The organism is Drancourtella sp. An57, from assembly GCF_002161525.1.
Taxonomy (GTDB): domain Bacteria; phylum Bacillota; class Clostridia; order Lachnospirales; family Lachnospiraceae; genus Sellimonas; species Sellimonas catena.
In genome coordinates this window covers 121,212-135,895 of record NZ_NFHY01000011.1, presented here as the reverse complement: position 1 = coordinate 135,895, position 14,684 = coordinate 121,212, and the positions used below count along the sequence as shown (strand labels likewise).

The window sequence follows — 14,684 nt, the reverse complement described above, 5'->3', positions numbered from 1 at the left end:
CGAGGGCATAACCAAGGAATGGTGGATAGGAAAAAGCAGGATGACAGAAACGTGGACTTATATGTGGTTTTGAAGGTACACAAAAGGAAACACCTGAAAAGGTGTGTTTCTTTGTATCTGAAATAGAATATAGGGGATTGGTCAAATGGTATGACAGGAGTCTCCAAAACTCTTAGCGGGAGTTCGATTCTCTCATCCCCTGCTGAAAAACCGCCGAAATTCGGCGGTTTTTTCATGTCTGATTTTAAAATAGAACACAAGGTAGAACACAATATAAACATGTCTTTATGTTAGAACTATAATTGTTTTAATTTCACCACTATACATCCCAGCAAAAAGGCAATTACAAAGGCAAGAAGATGAATTACAAGTGTAGAAATATTTCCTGAAAAAAGCGGAATATTACCTAAGATCGCATAGCCGAGCATCCAGCTTGTCTCGACTGTGTTTGGACGAAAGCATCAGGACAAACCTCCGGGTATATACTTGAGAACTTATTGTTTCTTCAATCCTTTCTATATTCAGCCTATAATAATAGACAAGAAAGGAGAGTGTGGTCAGCAGAATAAGATCCCCCAGTCTACTTTGGGCTATTGGATCCGAAAGATTCAGTCAGAAGCACCAGGAAAAGAACCTGCATCTGATATGGTGTTCACAAAGCTGCCTTCGGAACAAGAGCTGCAGTTGAACTCTAGGACAGGAAATCATTCTGTTACGATCCTTCTTCCGGAAAATATCCGGATTGAAATTGGCGCTGACTGCTCAGCCAGGATACTGACTACGCTCTTGCAGGCGTTGAAGAACTATGCTTGATTTCTCTGGAAGCACAACCGTCTATCTGGCGTGTGGAGTGACTGATCTCCGTAAAAGCTATACCGGTTTGGCCGCAATTATCAAACTGAAATTCCATCTCGATCCGTACTCCCGCTGTATGTTCGCGTTCTGCAATCGCAGACGCACATTGATCAAGATTCTCCAGTGGGACGGCTCCGGATTCGGGATCCTGATGAAACGTCTGGAGCGGAATGCCTTCCATTGGCCGGACACACCGGATGAACTGCGGAAAGTGACTCTCAAAGAGCTCCACTGGCTGTGCGATGGATTATCCCTGAATCCCAGCGGCGCTTTTGAAGAACGCCACCCAAAGATCGTGGTCTGCTCTCGATTCCTGTCAATTCGCAAAAAGCCGAAAATTTCTTGATTTTACGCAGATTTTCCTCTACTCCTGAAGGCGGTTTCCAATAGAAAGCAGATCCTTTTATGGTAAACTGTCAATAGAGATTTTAGAAAGATGAGGCTGTGCGATGGATCCGGTTTTTACAGAAGAACAACTGAACAGGATGGACAGGGAGGCCATGCTCTCTTTGCTGAAGATTATGCAGGAGCATCGTCAAAAGCAGGAAGAAACGCTGCAGAAGCAGGAATCAAGGATCCAGATCCTGGAATAGAAAACAAAGGAACTGGAATTCCTGAACGCAATGCTCTCTGACCGCTTACTCTTGCTCAGAGGAAACGCTTTGGCACATCCAGTGAAAAATATGCGGACGGGTATATCCAGCTGAATCTTTTTAACGAGGCAGAGCGGGAAGCAGACCTGAATGCCCCGGAACCGGACCTGGCAGAGATCCATCCGTCTTCTTACAAAAGAAAAAAACGTTCCGGAAAAAAGGAAGAAGACCTTTCCTCCTTTGAGACAACCGAAGTGATCGAGTACAAGCTGACGGGAGACGACCGTTACTGCCCGGACTGCAATACGAAATATAAGGTTGTCACAAAGGAAAGAGTCAAAAGACTGAAATTCATTCCCGCGAGGTTTGAAGTTGTGGAGGAAGTGATTTTTGTGTACAGCTGTCCGAAATGCGGGGCTATGAAACGGCCGGAAAAAGCGCCGTCACTCCTGAAAGAAAGTGCTGCAACCCCGTCCCTTGTTGCAGGCATCATGAATGCCAAGTATGTAAACGGGATGCCGCTTGCGCGTCAGGAACGGGAATTCGCCCGGTACGACCTGAATCTTTCCACAAAGACCATGGCGAACTGGATCATCCAATGTGCAGACCGGTATCTGCAGCCGCTCTATGATCTGATGAAAGAAGAGCTGCTCCGGAGTAACTATTTGCACGGAGACGAAACCAGAATGCAGGTGATCGATGAGCCGGATCAGAAGGGTTCCACCCAGAACTGGATGTGGGTCTATCTCACGGATGAATACAGCGGCTCTCCGCGGATGGTCCTCTTCCAATACGAAAGAACCCGTGCCGGATATCATCCGGCGGAATTCCTTGGAGATCAGTTTGAGGGATCTTTCACCTGCGATGGTTATCAGGCATACCACAATCTCCCGGAAAGGATCACTGTGACGGGATGCATGGCCCATGCGAGACGCAGATTCGATGAAGCCCTGACGGCCTTGAAAAAGGATTTCACCAAAGAACAGTTGAAGGAGACAACCGCATATCAGGCACTGGCACGGATCGGGATGCTCTATAAAATTGAAGAGATGATCCGTGACAAGACGCCGGAAGAACTGTATGAAGAGCGTCAAAAGCAGGCGAAGCCGCTTTTAGAGGCTTTCTTTGGGTGGCTTCATACACTGGAGGATTCCGTAGACCGGTCTTCATTGATCGGCGAAGCTGTCCTGCATACCCTGAACCAGAAAGTTTATCTGAGGAGATATCTGGAAGACGGACACTTAAGCATTGATAATCTGGCGGCAGAACGGCCGCTGAAAAACTTTGCGACAGGGCGTCGAAACTGGCTGTTTGCCAAGAGTATCCGGGGAGCACAGGCCAGCGCAACCGTATACAGCATTACGGAAACAGCGATGTTGGAACTGCTTCCATGGTCCACCAGCCTGCCGGCTGAATGCCACAGCAAACTGAAAAAATAAGAGACAAATATTCCCCTCGAAAGTGCCGGGGGGATTTCTTATTTTGTCAAGGTACGGATGATTACCTACTTACTTTTAAATGGCACTTTGAATTTCTAAAAACTATGTTTTATAGGACATTAATAGGACGAAAATGTCCTGTTAAACAGTGATGTAGATGGAAACAATATGAATAAATCAGATGCGATTGACAAAGAAAAAAATTTTAAGTATACTAACGATAAGTAAATAAAATATTTACTTAATGAAAGGAAAGCGATTATGTTATATGAATATTTGAAAGAAAATTATATTCTAGGAGAACCTATTTTTACCGGAGATATTGATATCCCAGGGATGACAGAAGAAAATCTTAGATATCATTTAAAAAAACTTGCTGATAGTGGATCCATATGCCGATTTGAACCGGGAGTATACTATTTCCCCAAAACGGATATTTTCGGTGAGCGAATGTCTTTGTCCCCGGATACAGTAGCTGTTCATAAGTATATCTTGCGCAGGGGAAAGCGGGTGGGTTACTATTCCGGCTATACATTGGCAAACCGCATGGGATTATCCACGCAGGTTCCGCTTACTCAGGAGATAAACAGCAATTTTGCTCCGGCGTTGGTAAGGAAAACGACAATTAAAAACAGGCAGTATATTATCAGAAGGCCAGTGGTGGAAATCACTGAAGAAAATGCGCCGGTTCTCCAGTTTCTTGATTGTTTAAAGGATATTGAAAAATGCACAGAGATAGAACCGGAAAAGTGTGGAAAAATTTTAACGGAATATGCCAGGAAAAATGGTATTACAAAGAAAAAGATCGACAGATATATCACAAACTATCCACTCAAGATATATAAAGCAATATATGAAACGGAGGTAGAGTATGTATCTTCATAAGGATAGAGAAATGTTTAAGGATATGGTGGAACAGACTGCTGAGCAAAGTGGAAGAACACCTATAGTAGTAGAAAAAGATTACTATGTTACACTGATCCTGAAATTATTGTCAGAGCAGCTTGATCTGTGTGTTTTCAAAGGAGGGACGTCTTTATCCAAAGGATATCATTTAATCAATCGTTTTTCAGAAGATATTGATATTACTTTCAAAGAGCATATAGGAGAGAGTAGAAGGAAAAAACTTAAGAATGTTGTTTTAAAAGGAATAAGCGAAGAACTGGAAATGCCGATTGCAAACTGGAATGAAACCCAGAGCGACAGGGACTATAACGCTTATTTCTTTTCATATACTTCTGTATTTGAACTGGAAGATGAAAGACTGCCGCAGTATATAAAACTGGAAACTGCATTGGGGTCGTATGCATTTCCGACACAGTCGGTAGAGATACATAATTATATTGGGGATTATCTGGAAAAGCGAAATCGAATAGATCTGGTAAAACAATTTTCCCTTGACAGATTTTCAATGAATTTACAGTCGTTGGAAAGGACTTATATTGATAAGATTTTTGCTCTTTGTGATTATTATATGCAGGGGAAATCAAAGCGGTATTCGCGTCATTTGTATGATGTCTATAAACTTACTCCGCTCATTGATTTTATAATAAGTTTGTCTCATTGGTCAAAGAGGTCAGGGAGCATCGGGCTCAAATGACTGTATGTCCATCCGCAAAAGAAGGAGTAGATGTATCTGCCATTATTACAGAGTTTTGTGATAATTCCTTTTATGAAGAAGATTATCAGTCTATCACCAGTTATTTTACAGAAGACTTTGTGTCTTATGAGGATACCATTAAGAATATGAGAAAAATTATACAGGACATTTCTTTTTAGAAATCAAACAGGTAAAAATATGGATAATAAAGATAAGATTATTCGGGAACAGAGAGAAGAAATCCGTTTATTAAATGAAGAAATTAAGTGCCTTCAGTTACTTTTGTCCCAAGCAGGTATTCCCTATGGAAAAGGTATTCAGGAAAAGGAAAGACCGAATTCTGGAAATAAACATTTGCGAGATGCAGTATTTGGCTGGTACCGGTATGATTCCAGATTTGCATTGCCCGTTTATGATGAACAGGGAGTAGTGGAACGTTATAACGTGTATCATGTCTCCATGTTGGTGCGTCATGCAAAAAATGGGAATTATTATCTATATGACATTTTAGATATAAAAAAGAAACGAGCAACCCGTTCCGATTTTAAATCATACTTGGTAAAAACCCATTTCTCATCTCTTATACTAATAAGAACAAAAGGGTTTGTCAAGATAAAATTGAAAGAAAAGATGAAAGGTAAAATTGGAAGAAAAGATGAAAGGAGAGGCTATGCTTATAAGCGAACGAATCTATCAATATCTTGAAGAAAAGGGAATGTCACAAATTGAATTTGCGAAAAGAACAGGTATATCTCAGAGTACAGTCAGTGACTGGAGGCGAAAGGGAACGAATCCTTCTGCGGATAAGATTATGATCATATGTGAGGTGTTGGAAATTTCTCCATATGAGCTGCTGTTGGAGACGGATAGTAAAAATCCCAAGGAATATAAGCAGATGGACTATGTTGTGATTGACAAAAATTCAAGAGAATATGAGTTGATTCAAAAATATGAAAGGCTTGACCCGGGTGCACGGAAACGTTTAGATGGGTATTTGCAGGCTTTAAGTGATATGGAGTAGAATGAAAGGAGGGAGAAACTTATGGGGTATGAAAAAGAAATTGTTTTATTTGAGACAGAAGATAAGAGTATTGCGCTGCCAGTGTCAATAGAAAGTGATACAGTATGGCTTAGTGCTAATCAGATGTCTGTATTATTTGGAAGTGATGAAAAGACAATTCGGAAACATATAAATAATGTTTTCTCAGAAGAACTCATAAGAGAAAACAACACGCAAAAAATGCGTGTTGTTGGAGTAAAGCAACCAGTTCCATTTTATACATCGGACGTAATTATCTCCGTCGGCTATCGTGTAAAATCTAAACGAGGCGTAGAGTTTCGACGCTGGGCGAATTCTGCATTAAAAGAGTAGAGAACAGTTTTGATTCGAAGCAGGTGCTGTCTGTAGTGGAACGATATAGTCACGCGTTGGAACTACTGGATGCTTATGATCATCAGAATATGACACGACCTAAAGGCAATGAAGCTACCTATATTTTAACCTATGAGGAATGCAGACGGGTAATTGACAGTATGCAATTCGCTGACAGCAGTTCTTTGTTTGGCAATGAAAAGGATGAATCTTTCAAAGGGAGCATTGGAGCAGTCTATAAAAGTTTTGGAGGAATGGATCTTTATCCTTCTCTGGAAGAGAAGGCGGAAAATTTATTATATTTTATCACGAAAAATTATAGTTTTACGGATGGAAATAAACGGATAGCAGCTACCATATTTCTTTATTTTCTGGATAAAAATAACATATTGTTTCAAAACGGAGTAAAGCTGATCAATGATCATACTTTGGTCGCTCTGACGATTATGATCGCAGAATCAAATCCGGAAGAAAAGGAAATGATGATCAGCGTGATTATGAACTGCCTACAATAAATGAAGAGTCTTTTTACCGAAAGCTACGTCTTATAGGACATTATTTCATACGCAGTGAAAAGCAGAACAGTTCCGTGATCTCTTCCAGGCTTTCCCGCTTTCCGTTTTTTAACCACATCAGTGCCGTATTATAGAGGGAGCCGATGTAGATATAGAGGCGGTACCGTTCGATAGAGGTATGGGGCATTGTTCCGGCGACCTCTTCGTGAAACTGATTGAGCATGTCCAGAATGATGGAGCCGTATCCGAAACGGTGCAGATCGAGGACGATCTGACCGTAGCGGCCGAAAAACTCAAACCCCATGCGGGCATTTTGGATGAGCTCTGTGATTGTGATCTGTGAGATACTTTTCTGCTCAAGCAGATACAGAAGTGCAGTAGCAATCTTTTCTTTTACCCGAAGATTTGCTTCTTTTCGCTTATCCATCCATCTGTCCTCCTGTATGTGAAACAAATTCAGCATTTTTGTATCACATCGGTGCGTTGTACCGTTTTTATGAATGTGATACGATTATCTCGCATTTTACTTTGAGACCACTTTGCTTGTCAAGAAACAGGTCTCCCGGCAGAGGGTAAAGTTACTTCGGGGAGCTTATAGGAGGAAAAGAAGATGAATGAGAATTTAAAGAAAGGAGAGTCCGCTCAGAAGAATATACAAAAAACAAAAGCTGAAAGTACAGAGACTTCATCGTAAGATAGATAACATCCGTACTGACTATATCAATAAAACGGTAGCAGAGATCGTGAAAACCAAGCCATCTTATATAACCATTGAAGATTTGAATGTGTCAGGCATGATGAAGCACAGACATCTCTCGAAAGCTGTTGCATCACAGAAATTCGCGGAAGAAATACCGATGACATTTTCCTCGGTGAATATAAGAAGTCCTACAACATGGATCGTGATATTCTCGTATACGAGTCCGTGCCGGGAGAAGGCAGATCCTATCTGCAGCTTCAGAATTATTTTCAGGAAATCTGGGATCTTTCCTGCTGTAAATCTTTTAAGACAGGAGAGGAGAAGGAAACCATTCCGGTCCGCCAGCTTCTGTAGAAAACAATAAAGGAAACACAGAAAAGGTGGACACTGCGGTACCGAAGTACCGGTAGTGTCCACCTTTTCGTCTATGATTATTCCACCTCATATTTCCATTCCATAATACCGCCAAAATCTTTGATATTTTGATATCCGAGGACGGCTAGTTTCTTTCCTGCGATTTTACTGCGCTGTCCGGAACGGCAGTAGATTAAAAGCTCCTGATTCTTATCCGGAAGCTCCGGAATTTCACGGTTGGTGATGGAAGGATTTGGAACATTAATGGCACCCGGGATATGTCCCTGTGCGTATTCTTCCGGATTTCGTACATCGACGATCAGAATGTCGTTCCTCTCATCCATCAGTTTTTTTGCTTCTTCCTGTGTAATTTTTGTATATGACATAAGCAGACCTTCCTTTCGGTTTTTTCTTATAGTATACCATATTTGAGGAAAATTCTGTGATCATGTCACAAAAAGAGAACGCTTTACAGGGCATTGATCTTCTGCTATACTTGTACCAGTCGTTATGTTTTGAAAAACAGTACGGTATCAAAGAGAAGAACGGGGAGAAGAAACATGAAATTAGTCAGAACAGAAGATGCAGAGGGATGTATTTTATGCCATGACATCACGCAGATTATAAAGGACAAAAAGAAAGGACCGGTATTCAGAAAAGGACACATTGTCACCAGGGAGGATATTCCGGTTCTTTTAAGTGTGGGGAAGGAGAATCTGTATGTCTGGGAGCAGGAAGAAGGGATGCTTCACGAAGATGAAGGAGCCGAGATTCTGCGCAGGATCTGTCAGGGAGGAAGCAGTGCGGAGGCGGCCTTTGACGGAGCAGTAAAGTGCTTCCGGTATATGAGCGCGTCGGAAGCAAAGGAAGGTAAGATTGAGCTGACAGCGGAGAAGGACGGACTTCTGAAAGTGGATTCCGGAGCCCTTTACCGGGTAAACTCCCAGGGGGAAATGATGATTGCCACACGACACGGTAATACCGAGGTGAAAAAGGGCGACAAGCTTGCAGGGATGCGTGTCATCCCGCTTGTCATCGGAAAAGACAAGATGGACAGAGCGGAAAAAGCGGTGCAGGAGGAAAACGGCGGAGCGCCGATCCTTTCGATTTTGCCTTTCAGGGCGAAAAAGGCTGCCATCATCACGACCGGAAGCGAAGTTTATAAAGGACGGATCAAAGATACCTTCACTCCGGTACTGGAAGAAAAGCTCGGGCATTATCCGGTGGAGATTATCGGACATGCCGTATGCGATGACAAACCGGAGATGGTGACAGAGGCGATTCTGCGTTTTCTCGGAGAAGGAGCGGATCTGGTGCTTTGTACCGGGGGAATGAGTGTAGACCCGGATGACAGGACGCCCCTTGCGATTAAAAATTCCGGCGCACGGATCGTATCCTATGGAGCTCCGGTGCTTCCGGGAGCCATGTTTCTGCTTTCTTATATGGAAGAAGGTCAGGCAGTCATGGGACTTCCGGGCTGCGTGATGTACGCAAAGAGGACGATCTTCGATCTGGTACTGCCAAGAGTACTGGCGGATGATCCGGTGACCGCAGAGGAGCTTGCACATCTCGGAGAGGGCGGACTGTGTCTGAACTGCCCGGTCTGCACCTATCCGAACTGCGGATTTGGAAAGTAGGGAGAACAGATATGGAATTTACACATTTTGATGGAAGCGGAAACGCGGTGATGGTCGATATCGGAGAAAAAGCGGTGACCAGACGGGAGGCGTCGGCACAGGGCGAGATCGGTGTGTCCGAAGAGTGCTATCAGAAGATTCTGGAAGGAAGCATGAAAAAAGGAGACGTCCTTTCGGTAGCCCGGATTGCGGGAATCATGGGAGCGAAAAAGACAAGTGAGATCATTCCGCTTTGCCATGTGATCAGCCTGACGAAAGTGGCCGTGGATTTTGAGATGATCGGGGAACGAAAGGACCGGAATCCGAAGAAACGATACATCCGGGCAGTCTGTACGGTGCGCTGCGAGGGTAAGACCGGCGTGGAGATGGAGGCTCTGACCGGAGTGAATACGGCGCTTCTTACAATCTATGATATGTGCAAGGCGGTAGATAAAAGCATGGAAATGACAGATATCTTTCTATGCAGAAAAAAAGGTGGTGCATCAGGAGACTATGAGCGGGCGGAAGATTGATTATCTCAGGATCTCCCTTACAGACCGGTGTAATCTCCGGTGCCGGTACTGTATGCCCCATGACATTGATTCCGTGCCGATGTCGGAGATCCTGACTTACGAGGAAATCCGTGAAATTACAAGGGTGGCGGCACAGGAAGGAATCCGTCATGTACGTGTGACAGGCGGGGAGCCTCTTGTACGGAAAGGATGTCCGGACTGTGTCCGGATGCTGAAAGCGATTCCGGGAATTGAGACGGTTATGCTGACGACGAACGGGATTTGGCTGAGAAAATTTCTTCCGGATCTTCTCGAGGCAGGACTGGATGGAGTTAATATCAGCCTGGATACTCTGCAGAGAGAAAAGTACCGGGAGATTACCGGATATGACGGCCTGGAGGAAGTACTGAAGGCGGTGGAAGCCTGTGTCAGCGCAGGGATCCGGACCAAGATCAATGTGGCGGCAGCCAGAGAAATCAACGAGACGGAAATTCTGGATCTGGCACGTCTTTCGGAAAAGTGGCCGGTGGATGTACGGTTTATCGAAATGATGCCGATCGGATACGGAAAAGAGTACCATGGACTGGACAACCGGCGGGTGCTTGAGATGATCAAAAACCGGTATCCGGATCTTCAGGAGGCGGCACCGGCAGCAGGTGCAGGATTTGGGCCTGCAGTGTATATGCAGATTCCGGGATTCCTTGGGAGGACGGGACTGATTTCTCCGATTCACGGAAAGTTCTGCCAAAGCTGCAACCGCCTGCGTCTTACAAGTACCGGAAAGCTGAAATACTGCCTTTGCTATGACGATGCGGAAGATCTGCGCTCTGTCATAAGAAGCGGGGAAACGCCGGAGAAAAAACAGGAACGGATCCGGAAGATTTTTCGTGCGGCGGGACAAAGAAAGCCGGCCGGGCACCGGTTTGAAGAGCCGGATCAGATCAGTGAGAAAAAAAGGATGAATGAGATAGGAGGATAACAGATGGAAGAAAGAAAGACCGCCGGCAGAGTGCGGGCGATCTGCATCAGTGAAAAGCGCGGAACCGAAAAGCATGCCGTGGCGGAAGCAAAGTTTGAGAAGGGATTCGGGATTGTGGGAGATGCCCATGCGGGACACTGGCACCGCCAGGTCAGCCTGCTCTCCTATGATAAAGTAAAGGAATTCAATTCCAGAGGCGCGGATGTGCAGGACGGAGCGTTCGGGGAAAATCTTGTCGTGGAGGATCTGGATTTTAGAAGCTTTCCGGTCGGGACAATTCTCCGGTGTCAGGATGTGGTTCTGCGGATGACACAGATCGGGAAGGAGTGCCACACCCACTGTCGGATTTACCATCGGATGGGCGAGTGCATCATGCCGGTGCAGGGCGTATTTGCCGAAGTCATTTCCTCCGGAACCATTCAGACCGGAAGTATGATGACCGTCGAATTCCCGGCCAAAGACAGGCCGTTTACGGCGGCAGTGATCACGATGAGCGATAAAGGAAGTAAAGGGGAACGCAAAGATGAAAGCGGCCCGGCTATGAAAGAAGGACTGACGGCGGCTGGATTTGATGTGGTAGAGGAATTGATTCTTCCGGATGAGAAGGCACTTTTGAAAAAAGAACTGATCCGGCTTTGCGACCAGCGGCAGGTCAGCCTGATTCTGACCAGCGGCGGAACCGGATTTTCTGAACGGGATACGACGCCGGAGGCGACAATGGAGGTCATGACCCGCAATGCACCGGGGATTGCGGAGGCGATCCGGGCCGAATCCATGAAATATACAAAAAGGGCCATGCTCTCCCGTGGAGCGTCGGTCATACGGGGACAGACGCTGATTGTCAATCTTCCGGGAAGCCCGAAAGCAGTGCGGGAAAGTATGGAGATCATATTGGAGAGTGTACAGCACGGGCTTGGAATTCTTCGGGGATCCGAGTCGGAGTGTGCAAGATAAATGCCAAAAAGGAAGGTGAGAAAAATCTATGAAAAAACGGGTAATGATGCTGCTTCTTGCAGCAACAATGGGACTTGCAATGATGGGATGCCAGTCTTCGGACGGAGGGGACGGCGACCAGGCTTCCGAAAGCAATAAATCGCAGACGGAAGAGGATGGAACATCCGGGAGTAATCTGGAGGGAACCGTGACGCTTGCTGCTGCTGCTTCCCTGGAATATGCCTTTGAAGAGGAGCTGATTCCGGCATTTGAGGAGCAGTATCCGGATGTGAACATCGAAGGTGTCTATGATTCTTCCGGAAAGCTGCAGCAGCAGATCGAGTCCGGTCTTGCGGCAGATCTCTTTTTCTCAGCAGCGCCGACGCAGATGAATGCGCTGGAAGAGGAGGGGATGATTGACAGCGATACGATTGTCAACCTGCTGGAAAACAAGATTGTACTGATTACCCCGGCTTCCTCCGACGCAGAGTTTTCCTCTTTTGAAGATATCGCCAATGCAGGTACGATAGCGGTCGGGGATCCGGAGAGCGTTCCGGTGGGACAGTATGCGCAGGAATCACTGACAAATCTTGGTCTCTGGGATACGGTTTCAGCAAAGGCAAGTTTTGGAACGAATGTTACGGAAGTGCTGAACTGGGTGGCGGAGTCTTCTGCGGACTGTGGAATTGTCTATGCGACAGATGCGGCAACGACAGACAAAGTCAAAGTGGTGGCGGAGGCGCCGGCTGATTCACTGGAATCTCCGGTTCTGTATCCGGTGGCAATGACAAAGGATGCGCCAAACCAGGAGGCTGCCAGGGCATTTTACGATTTTATTATCTCTGACGATGCGGTGTCCGTATTTGAGTCCTATGGATTTGCGGATTATCGCAGCGCCGAGTAGCAGGAGGAACAGGAGATGGATTTTTCTCCGGTCTGGATTTCGCTTAAGACAACGGTATGTGCGTCTGCGATTACCTTTGTCATTGGGATTCTGGCAGCGTGGGCAGTCATGTTTATTAAAGGCAGGAAACTAAAAGCCGCGGTGGACGGGATTCTTACCATTCCGCTTGTACTTCCTCCGACGGTCGCGGGTTTCTTTCTGTTATGGCTTTTCGGGGCAAGACGCCCGATCGGGAGCTTTGTGGAGGAAGTTTTTGGTTTCCGGATTGCCTTTTCCTGGGTGGCGACAGTATTGTCTGCGGTTGTCGTTTCCTTCCCTCTGATGTACCGCTCCGCAAAAGCGGGATTTGAACAGATTGACCAGAATATGATCGAGGAAGCAAAGATGCTGGGGCTCGGAAAATGGGGAATTCTCTGGAAAATTCTCTTCCCCTGCACATTTCCGTCCATTCTCTCCGGTATGATTTTATCAACGACAAGAGGTCTTGGGGAGTACGGGGCGACTGCCATGCTGGCGGGAAATATTCCCGGCAAGACAAGGACCCTGCCCCTTGCTGTTTATTCGGAAGTTGCAGGCGGAAATATGGACCGGGCGGCAGTGTACGTGGCAGTAATTCTGGTTATTGCGTTTCTGTCTGTCTGGGTAATGAATATGATGACAAAAGCAGAGCATGAGATTAAAATGTAGTTCAGGAACTTTTTAGAAAACATCGAAGGAGTGCGGTAATGGAAGAAAAGATCCGGCCGGCTTTGCGGCTGACATTGGAAAAAGAAGAACGGTTTTTTGGCCCGGGGGTAGCAAGGATTCTGGAACTGATAGAAAAGAAAGGATCTATTCAAGGGGCCTGTAACGAGATGGGAATGTCCTATTCTAAAAGCTGGAAAATCATAAAACGGGCAGAGAAAGAGCTGGGATTTCATCTGCTGAGTTCCCATAACGGCGGAAATTCAGGAGGAAAAAGCGAACTGACGGAACAGGGAAGCCTGTTTCTGGCGCGTTACCGGGAGATGGAAAAGGAGCTTACGGAAAAGATGGAAGAATTGTTCGGCCAGTATTTCCCGCAGGAAAGCGATTAGAGACAGATAAAATACAGAAGTGAAAAAGCAATCGGGACGGAAAACTCCGGTCTCCCGTGAAGATGCAGCAGGCATCTTTACGGAGACCGGAGTTTTTTTGCAGCAAAACAGGAACGGATCATATAAAAGGATGTGACATGGCAATGAAAACTGTTGAAATAAAAGTATGCGACTTTTGAAAATATAAAAATTGTTGAAAAAACAGTTGACATTATCGTAAAAAGTGTTATTCTGTATATAGAAACTGTTGTTTCAATGAAAATAAACTGTTGAAACAAAAGGAGGGTATTATGATTTACACAGTAACGTTGAATCCGGCACTGGACAAAACGGTGGAAATTCCGTCTCTGACCGTTGATGCTGTCAACCGGATAACATCTATGAGGACTGATCCAGGAGGAAAAGGGATCAACGTCTCAAAGGTGATTCAAAAGCTTGGAGGAGCGAGCGTTGCCGCAGGAATTCTGGGCGGGGATACCGGAAGAGCGATCCTTTCGGCCCTTACGGAGATGGGACTTACGACCCTCTTTCACTTTGTGGAGGGTGAAACGCGTACCAACATGAAAATCATTGATCCGGACAATCATACGAATACGGATATCAATGAACCGGGAGTGACCGTGTCGGAAGAAATTCTGGAGAAGCTTTTAGAAGAACTTCTGGCAAAAGTAACGAAAGAGGATATTGTTGTCATATCCGGCAGCATGCCAAAAGGATCTCCGAAAGATACTTATTACACCTGGACAAAAGCATTCCGTGAAAAGGGTGCGAAAGTAATTCTGGATGCGGACGGGGATCTTCTGAAAGCAGGACTGAAAGCCTCCCCGTACCTGATCAAGCCGAATAATCATGAACTTGGTGCTTTGACAGGACGGGCTCTTGAGACACCGGAGGAGATAGCTGAAACGGCTGCGGAACTGATGAAAGAGTACGGGATCGGGAAGGTTGTTGTTTCCATGGGAGGAGACGGAGCTGTCTATGTGACAAAGGACAAAACGATCTACGCGGAAGGACTGAAGGTACCGGTAGGAAGCACCGTGGGCGCTGGAGACAGTGTGGTTGCAGCACTTGCAGTATCGGAAGAAGAAGGAAAGACTCTGGAGGAGACAGTAAGACTTTCCACGGCAGTGGGAGCGGCAAACGTGATGTGCAGCGGCACACAGGCGGCGGAATATGAAGTAGTGGAAACACTGCTCCCGAAAGTGGTATTCAGGACGATCTGAGAACTGCTTTGAA

The 14,684-nt window shown here is 45.7% G+C and carries 22 protein-coding genes, 1 tRNA gene and 1 pseudogene; 22 read left to right on the top strand and 2 right to left on the bottom strand.

The window, feature by feature from the left end; translation table 11 throughout:
* Nucleotides 1–131 precede the first annotated feature (131 nt).
* The 12 genes from B5G11_RS10850 to B5G11_RS16195 all read left to right on the top strand — a co-directional run bounded on the left by B5G11_RS10850 (nt 132) and on the right by B5G11_RS16195 (nt 6,374).
* A tRNA-Trp gene (locus B5G11_RS10850) sits at nt 132–202 on the top strand.
* A gap of 383 nt (nt 203–585) precedes the next feature.
* Nucleotides 586–813, top strand: a complete 228-nt coding sequence (locus tag B5G11_RS16340) for a hypothetical protein (protein WP_087253504.1) — start codon at nt 586–588, stop codon at nt 811–813.
* Entirely contained in the window at nt 806–1,201 is a 396-nt protein-coding gene (gene tnpB / locus B5G11_RS10840; RefSeq protein ID WP_087253501.1) for an IS66 family insertion sequence element accessory protein TnpB, read from the top strand. Before B5G11_RS16340 ends, tnpB begins: the two co-directional genes overlap by 8 nt.
* A gap of 103 nt (nt 1,202–1,304) precedes the next feature.
* On the top strand, nt 1,305–1,448 hold the full coding sequence (locus tag B5G11_RS16770; protein ID WP_242959036.1) for a hypothetical protein: 144 nt from the start codon (nt 1,305–1,307) through the stop codon (nt 1,446–1,448).
* 104 nt (nt 1,449–1,552) lie between these two features.
* Complete coding sequence (locus B5G11_RS10835; protein WP_343215504.1) at nt 1,553–2,887, top strand: IS66 family transposase; 1,335 nt, start codon at nt 1,553–1,555, stop codon at nt 2,885–2,887.
* Nucleotides 2,888–3,148: 261 nt separating this feature from the next.
* On the top strand, nt 3,149–3,772 hold the full coding sequence (locus B5G11_RS10830) for a DUF6088 family protein (RefSeq protein ID WP_087253497.1): 624 nt from the start codon (nt 3,149–3,151) through the stop codon (nt 3,770–3,772).
* Nucleotides 3,759–4,487 (top strand): nucleotidyl transferase AbiEii/AbiGii toxin family protein, encoded by a 729-nt coding sequence (locus tag B5G11_RS10825; protein ID WP_087253494.1) that lies wholly within the window; start codon nt 3,759–3,761, stop codon nt 4,485–4,487. The genes B5G11_RS10830 and B5G11_RS10825 overlap by 14 nt, the downstream gene beginning before the upstream one ends.
* A complete protein-coding gene (locus B5G11_RS16540; protein WP_087253491.1) occupies nt 4,484–4,666 on the top strand; it encodes a hypothetical protein in 183 nt (60 codons plus the stop codon). The genes B5G11_RS10825 and B5G11_RS16540 overlap by 4 nt, the downstream gene beginning before the upstream one ends.
* A gap of 19 nt (nt 4,667–4,685) precedes the next feature.
* Complete coding sequence (locus B5G11_RS16535; RefSeq protein WP_204229602.1) at nt 4,686–5,192, top strand: hypothetical protein; 507 nt, start codon at nt 4,686–4,688, stop codon at nt 5,190–5,192.
* Nucleotides 5,158–5,508: a helix-turn-helix transcriptional regulator gene (locus B5G11_RS10810; RefSeq protein WP_158099262.1), complete on the top strand. Its 351-nt coding sequence runs from the start codon at nt 5,158–5,160 to the stop codon at nt 5,506–5,508. Before B5G11_RS16535 ends, B5G11_RS10810 begins: the two co-directional genes overlap by 35 nt.
* A gap of 21 nt (nt 5,509–5,529) precedes the next feature.
* Nucleotides 5,530–5,859, top strand: coding sequence for a RhuM family protein (gene rhuM / locus B5G11_RS16200; RefSeq protein ID WP_138373307.1), 330 nt, complete (start codon nt 5,530–5,532; stop codon nt 5,857–5,859).
* Between the two features lie 35 nt (nt 5,860–5,894).
* Complete coding sequence (locus B5G11_RS16195) at nt 5,895–6,374, top strand: Fic family protein (protein WP_242959034.1); 480 nt, start codon at nt 5,895–5,897, stop codon at nt 6,372–6,374.
* 40 nt (nt 6,375–6,414) lie between these two features.
* Here the strand turns inward: B5G11_RS16195 and B5G11_RS10800 are convergent, their stop codons facing one another.
* Nucleotides 6,415–6,801, bottom strand: coding sequence for a hypothetical protein (locus tag B5G11_RS10800; protein ID WP_087253488.1), 387 nt, complete (start codon nt 6,799–6,801; stop codon nt 6,415–6,417).
* Between the two features lie 186 nt (nt 6,802–6,987).
* On the opposite strand from B5G11_RS10800, the pseudogene B5G11_RS10795 reads away from it, so the two are divergent.
* A pseudogene (locus B5G11_RS10795) lies at nt 6,988–7,216 on the top strand (transposase); the annotation flags it as partial.
* Nucleotides 7,217–7,269: 53 nt separating this feature from the next.
* Nucleotides 7,270–7,428, top strand: a complete 159-nt coding sequence (locus B5G11_RS16450) for a hypothetical protein (protein WP_162611658.1) — start codon at nt 7,270–7,272, stop codon at nt 7,426–7,428.
* A 77-nt stretch (nt 7,429–7,505) separates the two neighbouring features.
* Here the strand turns inward: B5G11_RS16450 and B5G11_RS10790 are convergent, their stop codons facing one another.
* Nucleotides 7,506–7,814: a rhodanese-like domain-containing protein gene (locus B5G11_RS10790; RefSeq protein WP_087253485.1), complete on the bottom strand. Its 309-nt coding sequence runs from the start codon at nt 7,812–7,814 to the stop codon at nt 7,506–7,508.
* Nucleotides 7,815–7,988: 174 nt separating this feature from the next.
* On the opposite strand from B5G11_RS10790, the gene B5G11_RS10785 reads away from it, so the two are divergent.
* From B5G11_RS10785 to pfkB, 8 genes are all read left to right on the top strand, one after another.
* A complete protein-coding gene (locus B5G11_RS10785; protein ID WP_087253482.1) occupies nt 7,989–9,065 on the top strand; it encodes a molybdopterin-binding protein in 1,077 nt (358 codons plus the stop codon).
* Nucleotides 9,066–9,076: 11 nt separating this feature from the next.
* Complete coding sequence (gene moaC, locus B5G11_RS10780) at nt 9,077–9,577, top strand: cyclic pyranopterin monophosphate synthase MoaC (protein WP_087253479.1); 501 nt, start codon at nt 9,077–9,079, stop codon at nt 9,575–9,577.
* Nucleotides 9,558–10,535, top strand: a complete 978-nt coding sequence (gene moaA / locus B5G11_RS10775) for a GTP 3',8-cyclase MoaA (protein ID WP_087253477.1) — start codon at nt 9,558–9,560, stop codon at nt 10,533–10,535. Before moaC ends, moaA begins: the two co-directional genes overlap by 20 nt.
* A 3-nt stretch (nt 10,536–10,538) precedes the next feature.
* The gene (locus B5G11_RS10770; RefSeq protein WP_087253475.1) at nt 10,539–11,489 is read left to right on the top strand and encodes an MOSC domain-containing protein; all 951 of its coding nucleotides are present in this window, start codon (nt 10,539–10,541) and stop codon (nt 11,487–11,489) included.
* A gap of 28 nt (nt 11,490–11,517) precedes the next feature.
* Nucleotides 11,518–12,372 (top strand): molybdate ABC transporter substrate-binding protein, encoded by an 855-nt coding sequence (gene modA / locus B5G11_RS10765; protein WP_087253474.1) that lies wholly within the window; start codon nt 11,518–11,520, stop codon nt 12,370–12,372.
* A gap of 15 nt (nt 12,373–12,387) precedes the next feature.
* Nucleotides 12,388–13,059, top strand: coding sequence for a molybdate ABC transporter permease subunit (gene modB / locus B5G11_RS10760; protein WP_087253472.1), 672 nt, complete (start codon nt 12,388–12,390; stop codon nt 13,057–13,059).
* Between the two features lie 38 nt (nt 13,060–13,097).
* On the top strand, nt 13,098–13,448 hold the full coding sequence (locus B5G11_RS10755; protein WP_087253470.1) for a LysR family transcriptional regulator: 351 nt from the start codon (nt 13,098–13,100) through the stop codon (nt 13,446–13,448).
* A 290-nt stretch (nt 13,449–13,738) separates the two neighbouring features.
* On the top strand, nt 13,739–14,671 hold the full coding sequence (pfkB, locus tag B5G11_RS10750) for a 1-phosphofructokinase (protein ID WP_087253467.1): 933 nt from the start codon (nt 13,739–13,741) through the stop codon (nt 14,669–14,671).
* The last annotated feature ends 13 nt before the right edge of the window (nt 14,672–14,684 follow it).

What these genes read in the sequence shown, in the direction of transcription:
- modA (WP_087253474.1), top strand. Translation starts at nt 11,518, where the DNA reads ATGAAAAAACGGGTAATGATGCTGCTTCTTGCAGCAACAATGGGACTT.
- B5G11_RS10810 (WP_158099262.1), top strand. Translation starts at nt 5,158, where the DNA reads ATGCTTATAAGCGAACGAATCTATCAATATCTTGAAGAAAAGGGAATG.
- pfkB (WP_087253467.1), top strand. Translation starts at nt 13,739, where the DNA reads ATGATTTACACAGTAACGTTGAATCCGGCACTGGACAAAACGGTGGAA.
- B5G11_RS10770 (WP_087253475.1), top strand. Translation starts at nt 10,539, where the DNA reads ATGGAAGAAAGAAAGACCGCCGGCAGAGTGCGGGCGATCTGCATCAGT.
- B5G11_RS16535 (WP_204229602.1), top strand. Translation starts at nt 4,686, where the DNA reads ATGGATAATAAAGATAAGATTATTCGGGAACAGAGAGAAGAAATCCGT.
- B5G11_RS16450 (WP_162611658.1), top strand. Translation starts at nt 7,270, where the DNA reads ATGGATCGTGATATTCTCGTATACGAGTCCGTGCCGGGAGAAGGCAGA.
- tnpB (WP_087253501.1), top strand. Translation starts at nt 806, where the DNA reads ATGCTTGATTTCTCTGGAAGCACAACCGTCTATCTGGCGTGTGGAGTG.
- B5G11_RS10800 (WP_087253488.1), bottom strand. Translation starts at nt 6,801, where the DNA reads ATGGATAAGCGAAAAGAAGCAAATCTTCGGGTAAAAGAAAAGATTGCT.
- B5G11_RS10790 (WP_087253485.1), bottom strand. Translation starts at nt 7,814, where the DNA reads ATGTCATATACAAAAATTACACAGGAAGAAGCAAAAAAACTGATGGAT.
- B5G11_RS16540 (WP_087253491.1), top strand. Translation starts at nt 4,484, where the DNA reads ATGACTGTATGTCCATCCGCAAAAGAAGGAGTAGATGTATCTGCCATT.
- moaA (WP_087253477.1), top strand. Translation starts at nt 9,558, where the DNA reads ATGAGCGGGCGGAAGATTGATTATCTCAGGATCTCCCTTACAGACCGG.
- B5G11_RS10825 (WP_087253494.1), top strand. Translation starts at nt 3,759, where the DNA reads ATGTATCTTCATAAGGATAGAGAAATGTTTAAGGATATGGTGGAACAG.
- modB (WP_087253472.1), top strand. Translation starts at nt 12,388, where the DNA reads ATGGATTTTTCTCCGGTCTGGATTTCGCTTAAGACAACGGTATGTGCG.
- B5G11_RS10755 (WP_087253470.1), top strand. Translation starts at nt 13,098, where the DNA reads ATGGAAGAAAAGATCCGGCCGGCTTTGCGGCTGACATTGGAAAAAGAA.
- B5G11_RS10785 (WP_087253482.1), top strand. Translation starts at nt 7,989, where the DNA reads ATGAAATTAGTCAGAACAGAAGATGCAGAGGGATGTATTTTATGCCAT.
- B5G11_RS10830 (WP_087253497.1), top strand. Translation starts at nt 3,149, where the DNA reads ATGTTATATGAATATTTGAAAGAAAATTATATTCTAGGAGAACCTATT.
- moaC (WP_087253479.1), top strand. Translation starts at nt 9,077, where the DNA reads ATGGAATTTACACATTTTGATGGAAGCGGAAACGCGGTGATGGTCGAT.
- B5G11_RS16770 (WP_242959036.1), top strand. Translation starts at nt 1,305, where the DNA reads ATGGATCCGGTTTTTACAGAAGAACAACTGAACAGGATGGACAGGGAG.
- rhuM (WP_138373307.1), top strand. Translation starts at nt 5,530, where the DNA reads ATGGGGTATGAAAAAGAAATTGTTTTATTTGAGACAGAAGATAAGAGT.